This is a genomic window from Streptomyces sp. PA03-3a, from assembly GCF_033792735.1.
Classification (GTDB): Bacteria; Actinomycetota; Actinomycetes; order Streptomycetales; family Streptomycetaceae; genus Actinacidiphila.
The window spans coordinates 248,405-264,439 of the sequence record NZ_JARAVM010000003.1 but is presented as its reverse complement, the minus strand read 5'-3'; the positions used below and the strand labels follow the sequence as shown (position 1 = coordinate 264,439).

Here is a 16,035-nt window from a genome sequence, read left to right as displayed (position 1 = left end):
AATCCGCTCCGCCGGGCGAGCCCCTCGCGTGCTCGCCCGGCGGTCCGCGTGTGCGGGTGCCCCGGCCACCCGGCGCCCCGTTCTATCCCTGTGCGGAACCGAAGGTGACGGGCAGCCGCGAGGGGCCGCGCAGCACGCGCGGCCGCCAGCGCAGCTCCTCCTGCGGCACGGCGAGCGCGAGGCCGGGCAGGCGGCGCAGGGCGGTGCCGATCGCGATCCTGCCCTCCAGCCGGGCGAGCGGCGCGCCCAGGCAGTAGTGGATGCCGTGGCCGAAGGCGAGGTGGGCGTTGTCCGCCCGTGTGACGTCGAGGCGGTCCGGGTCGGCGAACCGCGCCGGGTCGCGGTCGGCGATGGCGGAGGCGACCAGCACGGTCGCGCCGCGCGGGATCGCCACCCCGGCGATGGTCAGGTCCTCGCGGGCAAAGCGTGCGATGCCCGGGTTGACCGGTCCGTCGTAGCGCAGGAACTCCTCGATCGCGCCGGGCAGCAGCTCCGGGTCCTCGCGCAGCATGCGCAGCTGCTCGGGGTGGGTGAGCAGCGCGGCGATGCCGTTCCCGATGAGGTTGACGGTGGTGATGTACCCCGCGACCAAGAGCAGGAAGGCCATCGAGATCAGTTCGTGCCGGTCCAGCCGCTGCTCGTCGTCGTGGGTGGCGATCAGGGCGCTGAGCAGGTCGTCCCCGGGGTGCGCCCGCTTGGCGTCCAGCAGCGCGGTGAGGTAGCCGTGCATCTGCTGCCAGGCCGCCTCGATCTTGGCGGGGTCCGGCGGCTGGGGCCCCTGGAGGACCATGTCGTCGGTCCACCGCTGGAAGTCGAAGCGGTCGGAGACGGGCACGCCGAGCAGTTCGCTGATGACCGTGACGGGCAGCGGCACCGCGAAGTCCTCGACGAGGTCGGCGCGCCCGGCCGGGACGATCGCGTCGAGGAGTTCGTCCGCGATGGCCTGGACGCGGGGCTCCAGTTCGGCCACGCGCCGGGCGGTGAACGCCTTGGAGACCAGCCGGCGCAGCCGGGTGTGGTCGGGCGGGTCGGCGCGCAGCATCGTGCGGATCATCGACTCGCGCTCGGTGGTCGGCAGCCGCTCCATGAGCCGCGGGTCCGCGGCATCGCGGACGTCGCTGCTCAGCCGCGGGTCGGTGAGGGCCGCCAGGCCGTCCTCGTACCGGGTGACCAGCCAGGCCTCGAGTTCGCCCTGGACGACCGCGCGGCGGACCGGGCCCTCCTGGCGTAGCTCCCGGTAGAGGGGGAAGGGATCGGCGACGAACGCCGGATCGGTGAAGGGCAGGGTGACCGGCTGCTGGCTCATCAGGCCTCCGGGAGTGCGTGGCACTTCATGACGGCATCAATGTGCACCGTTCAAGGGTAATATGTCCGGTTATGTCGAGTCGGGGACGGCGGTGGACGGCGGGGTGACGGAGCGGACGACGTGCTGTGTGGTGGGCGGTGGCCCGGCGGGCATGGTGCTCGCCCTGCTGCTGGCCAGGGCAGGCGTGGAGGTCACCGTCCTGGAGAGGCACGGCGACTTCCTGCGCGACTTCCGCGGCGACACCGTGCACCCCTCGACCCTCGCCCTGCTGGACGAGCTGGGCCTGGCCGAGCGCTTCGCCGCGCTGCCGCAACGCCGCCTCACCACGGTCCAGTTGCCGATCGGCCCCGGGCGGTCCCTGGTCACCGTCTCGGACGTCGGCACGCTGAGCGGCCCGTACAACTACGTGGCGATGGTGCCGCAGTGGGACCTGCTCGACCTCCTGGCGGAGGAGGCGGGACGCGAGCCGGCGTTCACGCTGCGCATGGACACCGAGGCGACCTCCTTCATCGAGGAGCGCGGCCGGATCACGGGTGTGCGCTACCGCACCGCGGACGGCCGCGACGGCGAACTGCGGGCCACCCTGACCGTGGCCTGCGACGGCCGGGGCTCACTGGCGCGCTCGCGGCCGGAACTGGGCCTGCGGGAGTTCGGCTGCCCGATGGACGCGTGGTGGTTTCGGGTGCCGCGGCACCCGGGCGACCCGCAGGGGCTGGTGGCCGGGGTGGGCGACCGCTTCCTCACCGCGATGATCGACCGCGGGGAGTACTGGCAGTGCGCCGCGCTGATCCCCAAGGGCAGCGACCCCGACCGCCGGGCCGCGGGCCTCGAGCGCTTCCTCGCCGCGTTCTCGGCCGCCGTGCCCTGGCTGGGCGACCGCGTGCGCGCGGTGCGCTCCTGGGACGAGGTCAAGCTCCTCGACGTACGCTGCGACCGGCTGGAGCGCTGGCACCGTCCGGGTCTGCTGTGCATCGGCGACGCCGCCCACGCGATGTCGCCCGTGTTCGGGATCGGCATCAACCTCGCGGTCGAGGACGCCGTCGCGACCGCCCGCCTTCTCGTGGAGCCGCTGCGCCGCGGCAGCGTCGGGCTGCGGGACGTGCGCGCCGTGCAGCTCCGCCGGTGGCCGACCGCGGCCGCCACCCAGGCACTGCAGCGCCTGGCCCACCGCCGCTTCATCGCCCCTGTGCTGGCCGGAACCTCCCCCCTCGGCGACGCCGACCGCGCCCGGCGGCTCGCCGGCCTGCTCAACTCCACGCCCTGGCTGAAGCGCCTGCCCGCGTACTTCATCGCCTACGGCGCCCTGCGCGAGCGCCCGCCCGCGGCGTCCGTGCGGTAGGACCCGGCCCCTTCCCGCGGGAGGGGCCGGGTTCGGCGAGGGCGTCCGGGCTCAGATGCCCCTGGCCGCGTTGCGGGCGATCGCGTCCACGACCGCCGGCCACACCTGCTCCGGCAGGTCGTGGCCCATGCCTGGGATCAGCAGCAGCTCGCTGCCGGGGACCGCGGCCGCCGTGGCCCGGCCGCCGCTGTGGTCGACCAGGGGGTCCTCCTCGCCGTGCACGACCACCGTCGGCACCGTCACCGAGCGCAGGCCCGGCGTGCGGTCGGGGGAGGCCAGGATCGCGGCGTACTGGCGCACGTAGCCCTCCGGCCGGTACGCGCGGTCGTAGGCCGCGGTCACGCGCTCGCGCAGCTCCTCGGGAGCCGGGGGGTAGGCGGGGGAGCCGATCACCGCGGCCCGGCGCACCGCCTCGTCGATGACGGCCTCGCGTGTCAGGGGGACGCCGTTCGAGCCGGGCATCGCCGCGATGGCCGCCGCCGAGGCGCGGCCGACCGACCGGTCGCCGGTGGTGGACATGACCGAGCACAGGGACAGCACGCGGTCGGGGTGGTCGATCACCAGCTGCTGGGCGATCATGCCGCCCATCGAGGCGCCGACGACGTGCGCGGCGCGGATGTCCAGCGCGTCCAGCAGCCCGACGGCGTCGTCGGCCATGTCGGCCAGCAGGTACGGGACGCCGGAGCGGTCGCCGGACAGGACGGCGCCGATGTCCGGGACGGGGTGCTCGTCGAGACCGGTCGACAGCCCAGCGTCGCGGTTGTCGTAGCGCACGACGAAGAAGCCGCGGTCCGCGAGCGCGGCGCAGAACTCCGGCCGCCACAGGGTCATCTGCGCACCGAGGCCCATGACGAGCAGCAGCGCCGGATCGCCGGGGCTGCCGAAGGTGTCGTACTCGAGCTCGATTCCGTTGGATTTCGCGCGCGGCATGCGGGGCTCCTTGGGGCTCGCGGGGGATCGGCTCATACCGTCCAGTCGGTACGATAGCCGCGCCCTCCCCGCTCGGCACCCTCCGGCGCTGACATGCCTCCCGCGGGACCGTTACATTACGCTTATGTAATGTAACGGCCGTCAAGGGAGGACGCGGATGAGCGGCGAGGACCGCGCCGGGATCGCCGGGGACGGCAAGGAGACCGGCCGTGGCGCCGGCTCGCGGGCCGGGGGCCGGCCGCGGGACCCGGCCATCGAGGAGGCCATCATCCGGGCGACCCGCAAGCGCCTGGTAGCCGACGGCTACTCGCAGATGACCATCGGGGACATCGTCGCCGACGCCGGGGTCACCCGCCCCACGCTGTACCGGCGGTGGGCCAACAAGTACGACCTGGTCGTCGACGCCCTCGCGTACGGCTTCCGTGCCCAGCGCGAGGCGTACCCGGACGTCGACATGGACACGCTGCCCGCGGTCGAGGCGTTCCGGGAGGCGGTGCGCCGCCTCGACCCGCGCTACCACAACAGGGGCGCGATGGCCCTGCACGGCAACTTCATGGCGGAGGTCGAACGCGCCCCCGGCCTGCTGGAGCAACTGCGCGAGCACGGCGTGCGCCCCCGGTGCGGAGAGTTGACGCAGATCCTGCTGCGGCTCCGCGACCGGGGCGAGATCCGGGAGGACGTCGACGTCGACACCGTCGTGACGCTCTGCTTCGGCAGCTACTTCGCCGACTACCTGCGCACCGGCGGTTCCGGTGCGGACGTGGCGGACCGCGTCGTCGGCACCCTCTGGCCCGCCATCGCCGCGCATCCGGGGGACGCCGGCTGACGGGGCCGCGGGGCGTGGGTGGGCCACAGTGGTTCGTGTTACGTTCAGTATTTGTAACGTAACTGTCGCCCACGCTCCAGGAGCCGACCGGTGGACGTTCACGAGGCCCTCTACACGACCCGCATCATGCGCCGCATGAAGCCGGACCCCATCCGTTGGAGAGCCAGTACCGAATCCTGGACGCCGCGATTCGCGCGCCCAACGGCGGCAACGCCCAGCGCTGGCACTTCCTCGCCGTCGACGACCCCGGGCTCAAGGCGCGGCTCGCCGTGCTCTACGAGTCCTGCCGGCAGCAGGAGTACGCCGACATCGCGGCGGGCCGGCTCGGCGCGGCACCGCACGAGGACGCCGCGCAGCGGGCGGAGTCCCTGGCGCGCATCAAGAGGTCCGGGGACCACTTCACCGAGCACTTCACCGAGATCCCCCTGCTGGTCTTCGTGTTCGCGGTCGACGACCACGGCGGCGCGAACATCTACCCGGCCATCTGGAGCTCACTGCCGGCCGCGCGCGCCGAGGGCGTCGGGGGCGTGCTGACCACGGTGCTCCGCTACGAAGCGGGCGCCGTCTGCGACCTGCTGGGTGTGCCCACCGCGGACGGCTGGCGGCAGATCGCGATGTTCGCCTTCGGGTACCCGCTGGGCCGCTGGGGGGTCGCGGCGAACCGGCGTCCGGTCCACGAGGTCTCGTCGCGCAACCGATGGGGCGCGTCGTTCGGCGCCCGTGTGCCCGAGCCCTTGTGGCCGCCGGGCACGGAGGGCGCCCGCATCGAATTCGATCCCCCTGCGTCCTGAGCGACGTCGCCGTCGCCGTGTGTCAGACGGCGGGCGGGCACTGCACGGCCACCAGCGCCACGTCGTCGTTGAGCCGTCCCTCCGTGTGGCGCAGCAGGTCCGCCAGGACCTCCTCGAGCAGCGAATCCGGGTCGCACGCGGACGCGTCCCGGGGGATCGCGCGGTCGGCCACCGAATAGAAGGCGCCCGAGCGGTCCCGGGCCTCGGCGAGTCCGTCGGTGTAGAGCAGCAGCAGGTCGTTCGGGGCGAGCGCGAAGCTGTCCTCCTGGAAGTCGGCCGGGTCGAGACCGGCCAGTCCGAGGGGCGGCGCCGGCGCCGGGCAGGTGAGCGAGGTGATGCGGCCGTCCCGCAGCAGCAGCGGCAAGGGGTGCCCGCAGCTGACCGTCCGCACCAGCCCCCCGCAGTGCGGGAACTCCACCAGGAGCGCGGTGACGAACCGCTCCGCTGCGTGGGCGTCGGTCGCGGACGCCTCGGCCACATGCCGGCGCACGCTGCCCTCGAGCGCCGCGGCCAGGCCGGGCAGGGTGCGGTGCTGGTGCGCCGCCTCGCGGAAGGCGCCGAGCAGCGCCGCCGTGTCGTCCAGGGCCTGCAGGCCCTTGCCCTTGACGTCGCCGATGAGCAGCCGGGCGCCGTACGGCGTCCGCGCCGCGGCGTACAGGTCGCCGCCGACCTCGGCCATTCTTTCCGCCGCCCGGTACGCCGAGGCGACCCTCAGGTCCTCGATCCGGCGGGGGAGGGGTCGCAGGACGACCTGCTGTGCCGCCTCGGAGACCGCCCGCAACTGGCTCGCCTCCCGGCGGTTGCGGTCGCGGGTGCTGCAGAAGGCGACGAGGAAGGCGGAGACCACCATCAGGGCGGCGATGTGCGTCGGGAGGACGGGGGAGCGGAGCAGGCCGTCGTGGACGTCGCAGGTCACCGCGGCCGCCACCGACAGTGCGGCCACCGCGCAGGTGGCGCGCGCCGTCGAGATCGCCGCCATCAGGGCGGGCGCGGCGATGAGCAGGGATGCCAGGTGGACGTCGGAGGGCGCGACGAAACCGATCGCCGTGATGATGAGCACGAGCATGGCGGGGGCGCCCGTCTCGGACCGCCGCAACGCCCGCCAGTACCCGGCCCGCTGCCGGCTGCGGGGCGCCGGGCGGCCCCTGGCGGGGTGGCCCTGAGGTGTTCCCGCGCCGATCGGGACGGGTGCGGGCCGTTCCGCACGCCGTGTGGACCTGTGCACCGGGCTGACCTCCTGCCTGGCCCTCCACCCGCGCCTGACGGGGGTGTGAAGGTGAACATTTCATTACATCTAGGGACTGTAACGGAAATCGCAACGTAGGGGTTCCCTGTGGTCGAATGGATTGCATTACATGTGTTGACTGTAATGAAACTCGCTGCCACGCTGGCTCCGACGGGGTGCGACCGCCATCCCGGGCAGGAGGACGGACGATGGATCACGAGCGAGAGCTCATGGAGCGCAGCATCCCGTTCCTGGACGCGGTCAGGAACCGGACCCCGGGCAAGGAGCTGGAGGACTGGCTGAACGCCACCCACGGCCCGCACGGCGAGCTGTACGGGCACCTCTCGCGCCTGATCAAGCGCGGCGTCGAGGAGGGCTGGGCCGCGAACATCGAGGTCGACGGCCCGAACTACCGGCGCAGCCTCATCGCACCGCCGTCGGCGGAGACGCGGTACTTCAGCATCACCGCCGTGTACATGAACAGCCAGGCCCGCTTCCGGGGCCAGTACCACGCCCACCCCTACGGCGAGATCAACCTCGTGGCCCCCGTCGACCCGGACGCGCAGCTGGCCGGCCCCAGCGGCTGGCAGGGCCCGGGCTGGACCGCCCCCGCCCCCGGCAGCCACCACTACCCGGAGGTCCGCGGCGGCGCCCTCATCGCGCTGTTCTACCTGCCCGCCGGGCGCATCTCGTACGACGTCACCGCGCCGCCCGTGGACTAGGACGTCACTCACGCCGGCGCCGAGGCGGAGCCCCGGCAGGCCGCGCCCGACGGCCGCCCATCCGCAGCGTTCGCTTCTCGTCCTGGAACCCGAAGGCCGTGCCCGCCGGGAGTGCCGGCACGGCTGCCGGGGCGACGGGACCCGGCTCACCCTGGCCGCCGACGGCACCGCCCTCAACCGCCGGTCCGCGCGCCGTGCGTGACCGGCGGGGCCGCGCGGGCCCCCGGCCGTTCCGGCCTCGGGCGGCCCTACCATGTGCGCCATGCAGACAAGTTGGCGAGCGGTGAGCGCCCGGCCGTACGCACCCCGGCGGTGAACCCATGCAGCGGAACGTCCCCGAACCCCTGGAGACGGCAACGTCGTTCACGGAACTGCTGACCCTGGAGCGGGTGGAGGAGAACCTCTACCGCGGCTTCTGCCACGCCGGGATGCCGCTGCGCGCGTTCGGCGGCCAGGTCGCGGCGCAGTCGCTCATCGCGGCGGGCTCGACACTGCCCGCCGCGGAACCTCCCGCGCCCGAACTGCTCGTCCACTCGCTGCACGGCTACTTCATCCGCCCGGGACGCACCGACCGGCCCATCGTCTACGAGGTCGACCGGACCCGGGACGGACGCTCCTTCGCCACCCGTCGCGTGGTCGCGATCCAGGACGGCGAGGCCGTCTTCAGCCTCTCCGCGTCCTTCCACCGTCCGGAGGACGGGGAGGAGCACCAGGCGGACGCGCCCGAGGCGCCCGGACCCGAGGGGCTGCCCGAACTGTGGGAGGCCGGACGTCCGGGCCGGGGCGTGTCCGTCTTCGAGGCCGTCCTGGAGTCCCGCTGCGTGGGCGATCCCGTCAAAGGGCTGCCCAGCATCGGACAGGGGCCGCGCCAGCAACTGTGGGTCCGCACCCGCGACCCCCTGCCCGGGGGGCCGTTGCTGCACGCCTGCGCACTGACGTACATCTCCGACATCCGGCTGCTCGCGACGGCCGGTCTGCCCTACGCCGACCACCCGGGGCAGCGGCAGGCCGCCTCGCTGGACCACGCCGTCTGGTTCCACCGGCCGTTCCGAGCGGACGAGTGGCTGCTGTTCGCGATGGAGAGCCCGACGTACGCGTCGTCCCGCGGTCTGGCCCGGGGCCAGTTCTTCACCCGGGACGGCCGCCTGGTCGCCTCCGTCGTTCAGGAGGGGCTGTACCGGCGGCGGCCGGCGCGCTGAACATCCCTGCCCCGAGCGAGGTATGACGTGCTGTCACATTCGGCCGACGGTCCGACCGCCGACGCCTGGAGCGCCCTCGGCGGTGCCCCGGAGCGGGTGGAGAACGTGACGTACCGGGAGGTGGCCGGGGTGCTGCCGGCACGGCTGCCGGTACGCCGGATGGCCAGGGCCGCGGTCGGGGTCTGCTCGCTGGCCGCCGCCGAGCTGCTCGCGCTGCGCTCCGGGGGGCCGCCGCCCCCGGTGCTGGTGGACGAGGGCGCCGTGGCCACCGCGTTCACCAGCGAGCGGCGCCTGCGGATCGACGGCCGGGCCGGCAGCTCCTTCGCGCCCCTGTCCGGCTTCTGGCGCACCGCCGACGGGTGGGTGCGCACCCACGCCAACTACCCGCACCACCATGCCCGGTTGACGGCCGCCCTCGGCATTCCCGGCGGCGGGGATGCCGGCGCCACCGGTGACGCGGACGCCCTCTCCCGGCGGTTGGCGCGCGAACTGGCCGGGCGCACGGCCGCGGAGGCCGAGGAGACCGTCTACGCGGCGGGCGGACTGGCCGTCGCCGTACGGGACTCCGGCCCGGGCGCGCAGCCCCTCGTGGAGACCGAGCGGACGGACGACACCCCGGTGCGCCCCCTGCTGCCGGCGGAGCTGCCCGCGGAGGGCGTGCGTGTGCTCGACCTGACGCGGGTGATCGCGGGACCGGTCGCCACGCGCACGCTGGCCCTGCTCGGCGCCGACGTACTGCGGGTGGACAGCCCCCGTCTGCCGGAGGACGCGTGGGCCCACGCCGACACCGGATTCGGCAAACGGTCGGCGCGGCTCGACCTGTCCGGGCCCGACCGTACGGTTCTCGAGGAACTCCTCGCCTCCGCCGACGTGGTCGTGACCGGCTACCGTCCCGGCGCTCTGGACCGCTTCGGCCTGGCGCCGGAGGCCCTGTGCGAGCGCCGACCGGGACTGGTCGTCGCCCAGCTCCGCGCCTGGGAGCGGTCGGGACCCTGGGCGGGGAGGCGCGGATTCGACAGCCTGGTCCAGGCGCGCTGCGGCATCGCCTCGATCGAGGCCGGAGCGGACGGCCGTCCGGGCGTCCTGCCCGCCCAGGCCCTCGACCACGGCACCGGCTACCTGCTGGCCGCGGCGGTCCTGCGCGCCCTGACCGACGCCCGCCGCCACGGGGGCGGCCGGCTGCTGCGGCTGTCGCTGGCGGGCACGGCGTCCTGGCTGATCCACGGCGTCGGCCCGGGCGACGCGGGCACCGGAACCGGCTCCGGGGAGGAGTACGACCCCGCGCGCCGGCTCGCCGTCGCCGACTCCGCGTACGGACGCCTCGTCCACGCCCGGCCGCCACTGGGCTACCGCGGCGCCCCGCAGGACTGGAGCCGCCCTCCGGGGCGCTGGGGCACGGACCCCGCGGTGTGGTGCGGGCCGGTCCGGGACCGCCGTTAGGATGCCCCGGCCGAGGACGATCAAGGGGAGGGGCGGCATGGAGACCGGCGGAGGAAGACCGTGCCCGCAGTGCGGGCAGCGGCTGACGGACGACGACCGGTTCGTGGTCTGGTGCACGTCGTGCGACTGGAACGTCCGGGGCGGCATCGAGGACGACGAGGAGCACGACGGCCCCGTCGACGCGTTCCGCCGACGCCTGTCGCGGGCGTACGGCGAGGAGCTGTTCGCCAGGATGACCTCGGAACGGCCACCGCGCCCCGGCCGGGGCGCCGCGTATGTCGGCGCCTACACGATCGCCGGGTTCGTGCACCTGCTGACGCTGGCCGTCGCCGGCGCCGGCGTGTGGCTCCTGGTGACGGGCTGGCGGGCGGTGATCCCCGCCGTGCTGGGAACCCTGTTGCTGGGTCTGGCGTGGCTGATGCGGCCCCGCTTGGGGCGGTTGCGGCGGCACGGCGTCCGGCTGGAGCGGGCGGACGCGCCCGCGCTCTACGCGCTGCTGGACGAGGTGGCCGACACCCTGGGGGCGCCGCGGGCGGACATGGTCGTGGTGGACGCCGACGTCAACGCCTCTGTCTCCGTCTTCGGCATGCGCCGTCGCAGGATGCTGGTGCTCGGACTCGGACTGTGGGAGGCGCTGACCCCGCAGCAGCGGGTGGGCCTGCTCGGCCACGAGTTCGGGCACTTGGTGAACGGTGACACGAGCGAGATGCTCGTCATCGGCTCCGCGCACCGCACGCTGATCGAGTGGTACGTGCTGCTGCGTCCGCAGTCCGGCACCAGCGGCCTGGGCCTGGTCGAGACCGCCGCACGGCTGCTCATGTTCGTTCCCGCCTCCGCCGTACTCCTGCTCCTGCACGCCCTGGCGCAACTGACTCTGCGCGCCCGTCAGCAGGCCGAGTACCTCGCGGACGACCTCGAGACGCGCATCGGTTCGACGGAGGCGGCCATCGGTGGAATGGACGTACTGCTGCTCGCCGACGCCATCGCGTTCTGGCTCGACCAGCAGTACGTCACCGCCGGCACCGTGCACCGCGCCACACGCGGCGCCGGCCGGGAACCCGACGAGGCGGTCTGGGAACGCCTCAAGGAGTACGTGGCGTCGATCCCGGAGCACGAACTCGAGCGGCGGCGCCGGGTGTCCGTCCTCACCGCCCACGCCGAGGACCAGACCCACCCGCCGACCCACCTGCGCCGCGCCGCGGTGGAGCGCCGGGAGCACCATGCCGCCGCCATCGTGCTGGACGTCGCGCGGAACAAGGAGGTCGACGCCGAACTCGACCCGGCCCGCCGATCGCTGGGCCGCGAGGTCCTGCGGGGCTGAGCGACCGGCGTCAGACCTGCCCGCCCCGCTCCAGGGGGATCCTCTCGCCCGCCTCGACGGCGAACGGCAGCCGGTTGCCGTCGGGCGGGAGGGGGCAGGTGGCGAGGTCGGTGTACGCGCAGGGCAGGTTGCCCGCGCGGTTGAAGTCCAGGCGCACCCCGCCCCCGGCGTCCGGCGGGTCGATCTGCAGGGAGCGGTTCGCCGCGTAGGTGGTCACCCCGGACGTCGCGTCCGTGAACAGTGCCATCAGGGCGCCAGGCCGTGAGCCGTTGAAGACCGTGAGCCGGTACGTCGCGCCGTCCATGTCGAACTCCACCTGCCCGGGGGAGTCGTAGACGTGCTCCAGGCCCTCGACCGCCGCGCCCACGGTCACCGGACGCGGGGCGTCGTAGGGCACGAACCGGCCCTCGCGGACCCAGCGGGGATCGGGGGCGTAGGCGGGCGTCCCGGTGAAGCCGGTGCGCAGCGGATTGTCCGGGTGGCGCGGCCGCAGGATGTCGTGGCCGCCGCGCTTGGCGACCTCGACGACGGCGGCGCCGAAGCCGGCGTACACACTGTCGCGCTCGCCGACGACGCCGAAGTCGTACCAGCCGCGCACCGCCGTCCCGCCGACGGTCAACTCCTCGCCGTCCTCCAGCTCGACCACCACGTGGCCGTCGACGGCCGACCAGGCGCCGGGCGCGTCGTCGTAGCGTTCCGGGCGCGGGCCCGGCCGGCGCAGACTGGTGATCGCCAGGAAGCCGTGCGGACCGGCGAGCACCTCCTCCTTGGCGCGGTGCCAGCGCTCCCACTGCTCGGTGAAACCGCCGCGGTCGACGTCCTGCTCGGTCATGTCCGCTGCTCCCTCGCGTGACGGTGTACTGCTCCCCTGCGTACAACCGCCGAGGCCCACGAGGTCATCCCGCCGCCCACGGATGTGGCGGCCCGCCCGGTCGGCGTGCGAGGGCGGCCGGGCGGGCTCCGCCTCCCAGGCTGCCCCGGGGGTGATCGCCGCGCAGGCCGGAGGGCGTGGCGATTGCTCCGGACGGGGTGGCGCCGCGGCCTTCGTTCGCGCCCGTGGTGTCGGGCCGACGACCGAGGGGAGGTCAGCGGCCCTGCCCCGTACGACGGCCGGCGCTCAGCGGAGGGGGCCGCCCACCGCGATCAGGGGGGTGGCGAGCTGCCGGACCGACTCCACGACGACCCGCCTGCGCTCCGATGCGGGGACCAGGGAGCGGACGTCCTCCCCCTGGCGCTGCCACATGGTGGCGATCACCAGGACGAGGGCGAGCAGCTCTCCCGCGCCCATGCGGTCGGCGACGGTCCCGCGCCGCTGGGCGTCCTGGACCGCGGCGACCTTGTCGGCCACGGACGCGGCCACGAGGGGCCTGACCTCGCGGCCGTCGCCGCGTTCGAGGAAGTACCAGGTCACGAAGCGCGTCACCTGGGGGTGGTCGAGTCCGGCGTCGTGGAGGCGGCCGGCTGCCGCGTGGCCCTCGCTGTACGCCGCGACCAGCCCGGACGTCCGCAGCGGGCGGTTCCGCGGGCCCGCCGGACGCGACCAGAGCGCCGCTACCCCCGTCCGGGTTCCGCTGCCTCGCGGCGCGGACGACACGGCCGAGGGCGAGTGGCTGTGGGCGGCGAGCGAGCGGCTGACGGGCGTACGGTCCCCGTGTGAGCGCGGGTACCCCGCTCGACCTCCGTGAACGGTCGAGGGCACCGACGACCGGCTCGCGGAGCGCGCGGTGAGGTCAGAGCGACAACGCACGCTCCAGTGCCGCCCGGTCGGCCGGTGCGCCGTGGGCGGGGAGCACGATCTCGACGGGGAGGGCGAGCAGCGGCCGCAGGCGCTGGACGACCTGCTCGCGCGTGATGCCGCCCCGCAGCCGGTCGTTGATCCGCAGGCCCCGGCCGAAGTCGACCAGGGTGTCGCCCGGGATCACGGCCCGCACCCGGCCGTCCCAGAGCACCAGGTCGTTGTGCTCCCGCCCGGAGAACGCCTCGATCCCCGCCGGGAGCCGGTCGCCCGCCGCGTACAGCCGGCCCGCGCCGCCGGCGCCGGTGCGCAGCCACGTGAGGTCGAGGCTGCCGGCGCCCGCCTGTTCGCGGGTGACGCCGAACTTCCGCACGAGGTCGTCGGCGGTGTCCGGCGGGGGCGTGAACACCGGCGCGCCGAGGCGCTCGACCAGACTCCGCGTGTCCCGCTCGTGCCAGGGCGCGGTGAGCACCACCACCGGCTGCCGGTCCGCGGCGAGCGCGAGGAGTCCGGGCGGCACGGACAGCGGGTCGAAGAGGAGCAGCCGGGTGCCGTCGTCGACCGCGGACGACGACACCTCCCGCGGCCACCGGTCGTCGGGCGACCAGTCCGGGTGCGGCGCCTGCCAGTGCCAGACGCCGGTGGCGAGTTCGCGCATGCCGGGACCCTACCGGCGTGTCCCCCGGCGCCCCCGGTCCGGCGCCGCGGTTCAGCCAACCGCGACCGGGCCCAGGTTCCGGGTGAAGAAGCCGGCGAGCTTCCCGACGGCGGGGTCGACGTACCGCTCCTGGTCGTAGAGGTCGACGTGACCGGCGCCCTCGATCCAGTGCAACTCCTTGGGGCCGGTGGCGCGCTGGAAGGCGTCGACGCTCATCCAGGCGGTGACCGCGCGGGAGCCTACGACCATCAGCAGCGGACGCGGGCCGATCAACGGGACGGCTGTGAAGGCGTCGAAGGCCGCAATCCTGTCGACGCTGGACCAGGTGAAGAAGTCGGCCGCCCGGGGGTGCCGGGCCCGCGGGGTGCGGTAGTAGTCAAAGCCGTCGACGCCGTGTTCACCGCCCAGCGCCCGGGCCTGGTCCGCGGTGTCGGGGAACAGGGTCAGGACGGGCGGCGTCTCGCCGCGGGCCTCGGCGGTGCGGGCGGCGGCAGCGGCCTCCAGCATGCCCTGGAACACGGCGGCGTCCTGCGTCCCGTCCGCCCCCAGGCGGAACTGGCGGGAGACGTCGACCGCGCTGACGGTGCCGACGGCCTTGATCCGCCGGTCGCCGGCCGCGGCGGGAAGGACGTAGCCGCCGGAGGCGCAGATGCCCAGGGCGCCGATGCGCTCGGGGTCCACGTCGCCGCGGGTGGTCAGGTAGGAGACGGCCGCCTTGAGGTCCTCGACGCGCTGCGCCGGGTCCTCCAGGCCGCGCGGCTCGCCGCCGCTCTCGCCCTGGTGAGCCGCGTCGAAGGCGAGCGTGACGAAGCCCCGCTCCGCCAGGCGCCGCGCGTAGTGACCCGCGGTCTGCTCCTTCACGCCGGTGCCGGGGTGGCCGACGACGATCGCGGGCAGCGGGCCCGGTACGCCGGCGGTGTCGGGGACGTAGAGGTGTCCGGCGAGCGGGATGCCGGCGCTGTCGAACGTGACGGTCGTCTTGGCCACAGGATGCTCCGTGTTCGTTGTTCGGCGTGCGTTGTCCGTCGGGCCGCGCCCGTTCGGCGGGCCCGCTGCCGCCCGGATCCGTGCCGGGCACTTCCCGACCATCCGCCCTGGTCGGAGCGGGCGGAAGAGGCGGGTTCCTGCCCGGGAAGAAACCTGCCCCCTCACAACCGGGAGCGCTCGCGGGAGAATGGGGCACATGACTGCGGCATCCGGCCCTCGCGAACTCGGAGCCTTCCTGAAGGCCCGCCGGGCACAGCTCGCACCGCACGAATGCGGTCTGCCGCCGACCGGTTCCGCGCGCAGGGTCGCCGGCCTGCGCCGGGAGGAGGTCGCCCAGCTCGCCGCGATCAGCGTCGACTACTACACGCGGCTGGAGCAGGGCCGCGTCCGGGCGTCGGCATCGGTCCTCGCCCCGCTGGCCCGTGCGCTGCGCCTCGACGACGACGAGCAGCGGTACCTGTACGAGCTGGCCGGCAAGGCCGACGCGCATCCGCGGCGACGCCCTCCTCCGCAGCGCGTACGTCCGGCGATGCGGCGCCTGCTGGACCAGCTCACGGCGACGCCCGCCCTCGTCCTCGGCCGGCGGATGGACGTCCTGGCCTGGAACGCCGCCGCCGCGGCGCTCTACACGGACTTCTCCGCGATCCCGCCGGAGGGCCGCAACTACGTGCATCTGCTCTTCACGGACCCGGCCGTCCGCGGCTTGCACCGGCAGTGGGAGCACGACGCCCGCGACGCCGTCGCCGCGCTGCGCATGCAGGCCGCCGTGGAATCCGGCGATCCAGAACTCTCCCGTCTCGTGGACGAGTTGTCGGGCCAGGACGCCGACTTCCGTACGTGGTGGGCGGAGCACCGTGTCATCGCCACCGCGTACGGCACCAAGCACTACCGGCACCCGGTGGTCGGCGACCTCACGCTCGACTGCGACACATGGAGCAGCCCCGACGACTCGGGGCAGCGCCTCATGGTGCTGACCGCGGAGCCCGGTACCCCTTCCTACGACGCCCTGCGCATCCTGGCCTCGTGGACGGCCGGACGCCCGGACGCGATCGAAGCCCGCGCCCGGGCACCCCGAGGCGGCGGGAGGGCGTCGGAGCCCGGCTCCTGACCCCCCGACGGCGGCGGACCCGAACCGCCGCCGCGGGGCCGCAAGGAGGCGTCACGGGCGGGGCGGATCCGCGGGCGACGCACGGCACGGTCGCGGCGATGCGTCCTCCCGCGTGAGGTGCCTGGTCCCCGCGCCCCCAGGAGCAGCGGGGCACTCCCATCCGCGCCCGGCGCCGCGCACAGTGGAGGTCGACGGGAGCCGACCGGTTCGTCACCACCTCACACCACTGCCGCCCGGTTGGGCGCCTCGCCACAGCAGGTCGCCCTCGCACGGCTGCTCCGGCGGTCGCCGACGAGCGTCCTCATCCCCGGTACGTCCTCCGTCGCGCACCTGCGCGAGAACGTCGCCGCGGCCGCCCTGGAGCTGCCCGCCGACGCCCTCGCGGAACGCGACGGCATCGCCGCCTGACCGGCCGCACACCCCCGGACACACACCCGGGACACACCAC

General features: G+C 74.5%; 15 protein-coding genes and 1 pseudogene. 9 read left to right on the top strand and 7 right to left on the bottom strand.

Features of this window, described 5'->3' with window-relative positions:
• Positions 1-82 precede the first annotated feature (82 nt).
• Positions 83-1,306, bottom strand: coding sequence for a cytochrome P450 family protein (locus PV342_RS05060; protein WP_386995005.1), 1,224 nt, complete (start codon positions 1,304-1,306; stop codon positions 83-85).
• A gap of 61 nt (positions 1,307-1,367) precedes the next feature.
• Here PV342_RS05060 and PV342_RS05055 point away from each other — a divergent pair, with 61 nt between their 5' ends.
• Positions 1,368-2,645 (top strand): FAD-dependent oxidoreductase, encoded by a 1,278-nt coding sequence (locus tag PV342_RS05055; RefSeq protein WP_400801130.1) that lies wholly within the window; start codon positions 1,368-1,370, stop codon positions 2,643-2,645.
• A 51-nt stretch (positions 2,646-2,696) separates the two neighbouring features.
• On the opposite strand, the gene PV342_RS05050 is transcribed toward PV342_RS05055, so the two are convergent.
• Positions 2,697-3,575, bottom strand: coding sequence for an alpha/beta fold hydrolase (locus PV342_RS05050; RefSeq protein ID WP_386995009.1), 879 nt, complete (start codon positions 3,573-3,575; stop codon positions 2,697-2,699).
• Positions 3,576-3,732: 157 nt separating this feature from the next.
• Between PV342_RS05050 and PV342_RS05045 the strand changes: the two genes are divergently transcribed.
• Positions 3,733-4,401 carry a TetR/AcrR family transcriptional regulator gene (locus tag PV342_RS05045; RefSeq protein WP_361008464.1) on the top strand — a complete coding sequence of 223 codons (669 nt, stop codon included), beginning with the start codon at positions 3,733-3,735 and terminating at the stop codon, positions 4,399-4,401.
• Positions 4,402-4,556: 155 nt separating this feature from the next.
• A complete protein-coding gene (locus PV342_RS05040) occupies positions 4,557-5,192 on the top strand; it encodes a nitroreductase family protein (RefSeq protein ID WP_500315917.1) in 636 nt (211 codons plus the stop codon).
• 22 nt (positions 5,193-5,214) lie between these two features.
• On the opposite strand, the gene PV342_RS05035 is transcribed toward PV342_RS05040, so the two are convergent.
• The gene (locus tag PV342_RS05035; RefSeq protein WP_500315915.1) at positions 5,215-6,258 is read right to left on the bottom strand and encodes a PP2C family protein-serine/threonine phosphatase; all 1,044 of its coding nucleotides are present in this window, start codon (positions 6,256-6,258) and stop codon (positions 5,215-5,217) included.
• Between the two features lie 368 nt (positions 6,259-6,626).
• On the opposite strand from PV342_RS05035, the gene PV342_RS05030 reads away from it, so the two are divergent.
• The 4 genes from PV342_RS05030 (at position 6,627) to PV342_RS05015 (ending at position 11,099) form a co-directional block, all read left to right on the top strand.
• A complete protein-coding gene (locus tag PV342_RS05030; protein WP_500315913.1) occupies positions 6,627-7,139 on the top strand; it encodes a 4-hydroxylaminobenzoate lyase in 513 nt (170 codons plus the stop codon).
• A gap of 320 nt (positions 7,140-7,459) precedes the next feature.
• Complete coding sequence (locus PV342_RS05025; protein ID WP_500315911.1) at positions 7,460-8,338, top strand: acyl-CoA thioesterase; 879 nt, start codon at positions 7,460-7,462, stop codon at positions 8,336-8,338.
• Between the two features lie 27 nt (positions 8,339-8,365).
• A complete protein-coding gene (locus PV342_RS05020) occupies positions 8,366-9,778 on the top strand; it encodes a CoA transferase (RefSeq protein WP_500315910.1) in 1,413 nt (470 codons plus the stop codon).
• A gap of 37 nt (positions 9,779-9,815) precedes the next feature.
• Positions 9,816-11,099 (top strand): M48 family metallopeptidase, encoded by a 1,284-nt coding sequence (locus PV342_RS05015; protein WP_500315908.1) that lies wholly within the window; start codon positions 9,816-9,818, stop codon positions 11,097-11,099.
• Between the two features lie 10 nt (positions 11,100-11,109).
• Here the strand turns inward: PV342_RS05015 and PV342_RS05010 are convergent, their stop codons facing one another.
• From PV342_RS05010 to PV342_RS04995, 4 genes are all read right to left on the bottom strand, one after another.
• Positions 11,110-11,931 carry a DUF1684 domain-containing protein gene (locus PV342_RS05010; RefSeq protein ID WP_500315906.1) on the bottom strand — a complete coding sequence of 274 codons (822 nt, stop codon included), beginning with the start codon at positions 11,929-11,931 and terminating at the stop codon, positions 11,110-11,112.
• A gap of 285 nt (positions 11,932-12,216) precedes the next feature.
• Positions 12,217-12,693: a hypothetical protein gene (locus PV342_RS05005; RefSeq protein WP_500315904.1), complete on the bottom strand. Its 477-nt coding sequence runs from the start codon at positions 12,691-12,693 to the stop codon at positions 12,217-12,219.
• A 136-nt stretch (positions 12,694-12,829) separates the two neighbouring features.
• Complete coding sequence (locus tag PV342_RS05000) at positions 12,830-13,492, bottom strand: MBL fold metallo-hydrolase (RefSeq protein ID WP_400801111.1); 663 nt, start codon at positions 13,490-13,492, stop codon at positions 12,830-12,832.
• 51 nt (positions 13,493-13,543) lie between these two features.
• Entirely contained in the window at positions 13,544-14,581 is a 1,038-nt protein-coding gene (locus PV342_RS04995; RefSeq protein WP_472975006.1) for an alpha/beta hydrolase, read from the bottom strand.
• Between the two features lie 94 nt (positions 14,582-14,675).
• On the opposite strand from PV342_RS04995, the gene PV342_RS04990 reads away from it, so the two are divergent.
• Together PV342_RS04990 and PV342_RS04985 are read left to right on the top strand one after the other, a co-directional pair.
• On the top strand, positions 14,676-15,587 hold the full coding sequence (locus PV342_RS04990; protein ID WP_500315902.1) for a helix-turn-helix domain-containing protein: 912 nt from the start codon (positions 14,676-14,678) through the stop codon (positions 15,585-15,587).
• Positions 15,588-15,812: 225 nt separating this feature from the next.
• Positions 15,813-15,995 (top strand): annotated as a pseudogene (locus PV342_RS04985) (aldo/keto reductase); the annotation flags it as partial.
• Positions 15,996-16,035: the final 40 nt, after the last annotated feature.

What these genes read in the sequence shown, in the direction of transcription:
- PV342_RS05060 (WP_386995005.1), bottom strand. Translation starts at nt 1,306, where the DNA reads ATGAGCCAGCAGCCGGTCACCCTGCCCTTCACCGATCCGGCGTTCGTC.
- PV342_RS05055 (WP_400801130.1), top strand. Translation starts at nt 1,368, where the DNA reads ATGTCCGGTTATGTCGAGTCGGGGACGGCGGTGGACGGCGGGGTGACG.
- PV342_RS05050 (WP_386995009.1), bottom strand. Translation starts at nt 3,575, where the DNA reads ATGCCGCGCGCGAAATCCAACGGAATCGAGCTCGAGTACGACACCTTC.
- PV342_RS05045 (WP_361008464.1), top strand. Translation starts at nt 3,733, where the DNA reads ATGAGCGGCGAGGACCGCGCCGGGATCGCCGGGGACGGCAAGGAGACC.
- PV342_RS05035 (WP_500315915.1), bottom strand. Translation starts at nt 6,258, where the DNA reads ATGCTCGTGCTCATCATCACGGCGATCGGTTTCGTCGCGCCCTCCGAC.
- PV342_RS05030 (WP_500315913.1), top strand. Translation starts at nt 6,627, where the DNA reads ATGGATCACGAGCGAGAGCTCATGGAGCGCAGCATCCCGTTCCTGGAC.
- PV342_RS05025 (WP_500315911.1), top strand. Translation starts at nt 7,460, where the DNA reads ATGCAGCGGAACGTCCCCGAACCCCTGGAGACGGCAACGTCGTTCACG.
- PV342_RS05015 (WP_500315908.1), top strand. Translation starts at nt 9,816, where the DNA reads ATGGAGACCGGCGGAGGAAGACCGTGCCCGCAGTGCGGGCAGCGGCTG.
- PV342_RS05010 (WP_500315906.1), bottom strand. Translation starts at nt 11,931, where the DNA reads ATGACCGAGCAGGACGTCGACCGCGGCGGTTTCACCGAGCAGTGGGAG.
- PV342_RS05000 (WP_400801111.1), bottom strand. Translation starts at nt 13,492, where the DNA reads ATGCGCGAACTCGCCACCGGCGTCTGGCACTGGCAGGCGCCGCACCCG.
- PV342_RS04995 (WP_472975006.1), bottom strand. Translation starts at nt 14,581, where the DNA reads ATGGTCGGGAAGTGCCCGGCACGGATCCGGGCGGCAGCGGGCCCGCCG.
- PV342_RS04990 (WP_500315902.1), top strand. Translation starts at nt 14,676, where the DNA reads ATGACTGCGGCATCCGGCCCTCGCGAACTCGGAGCCTTCCTGAAGGCC.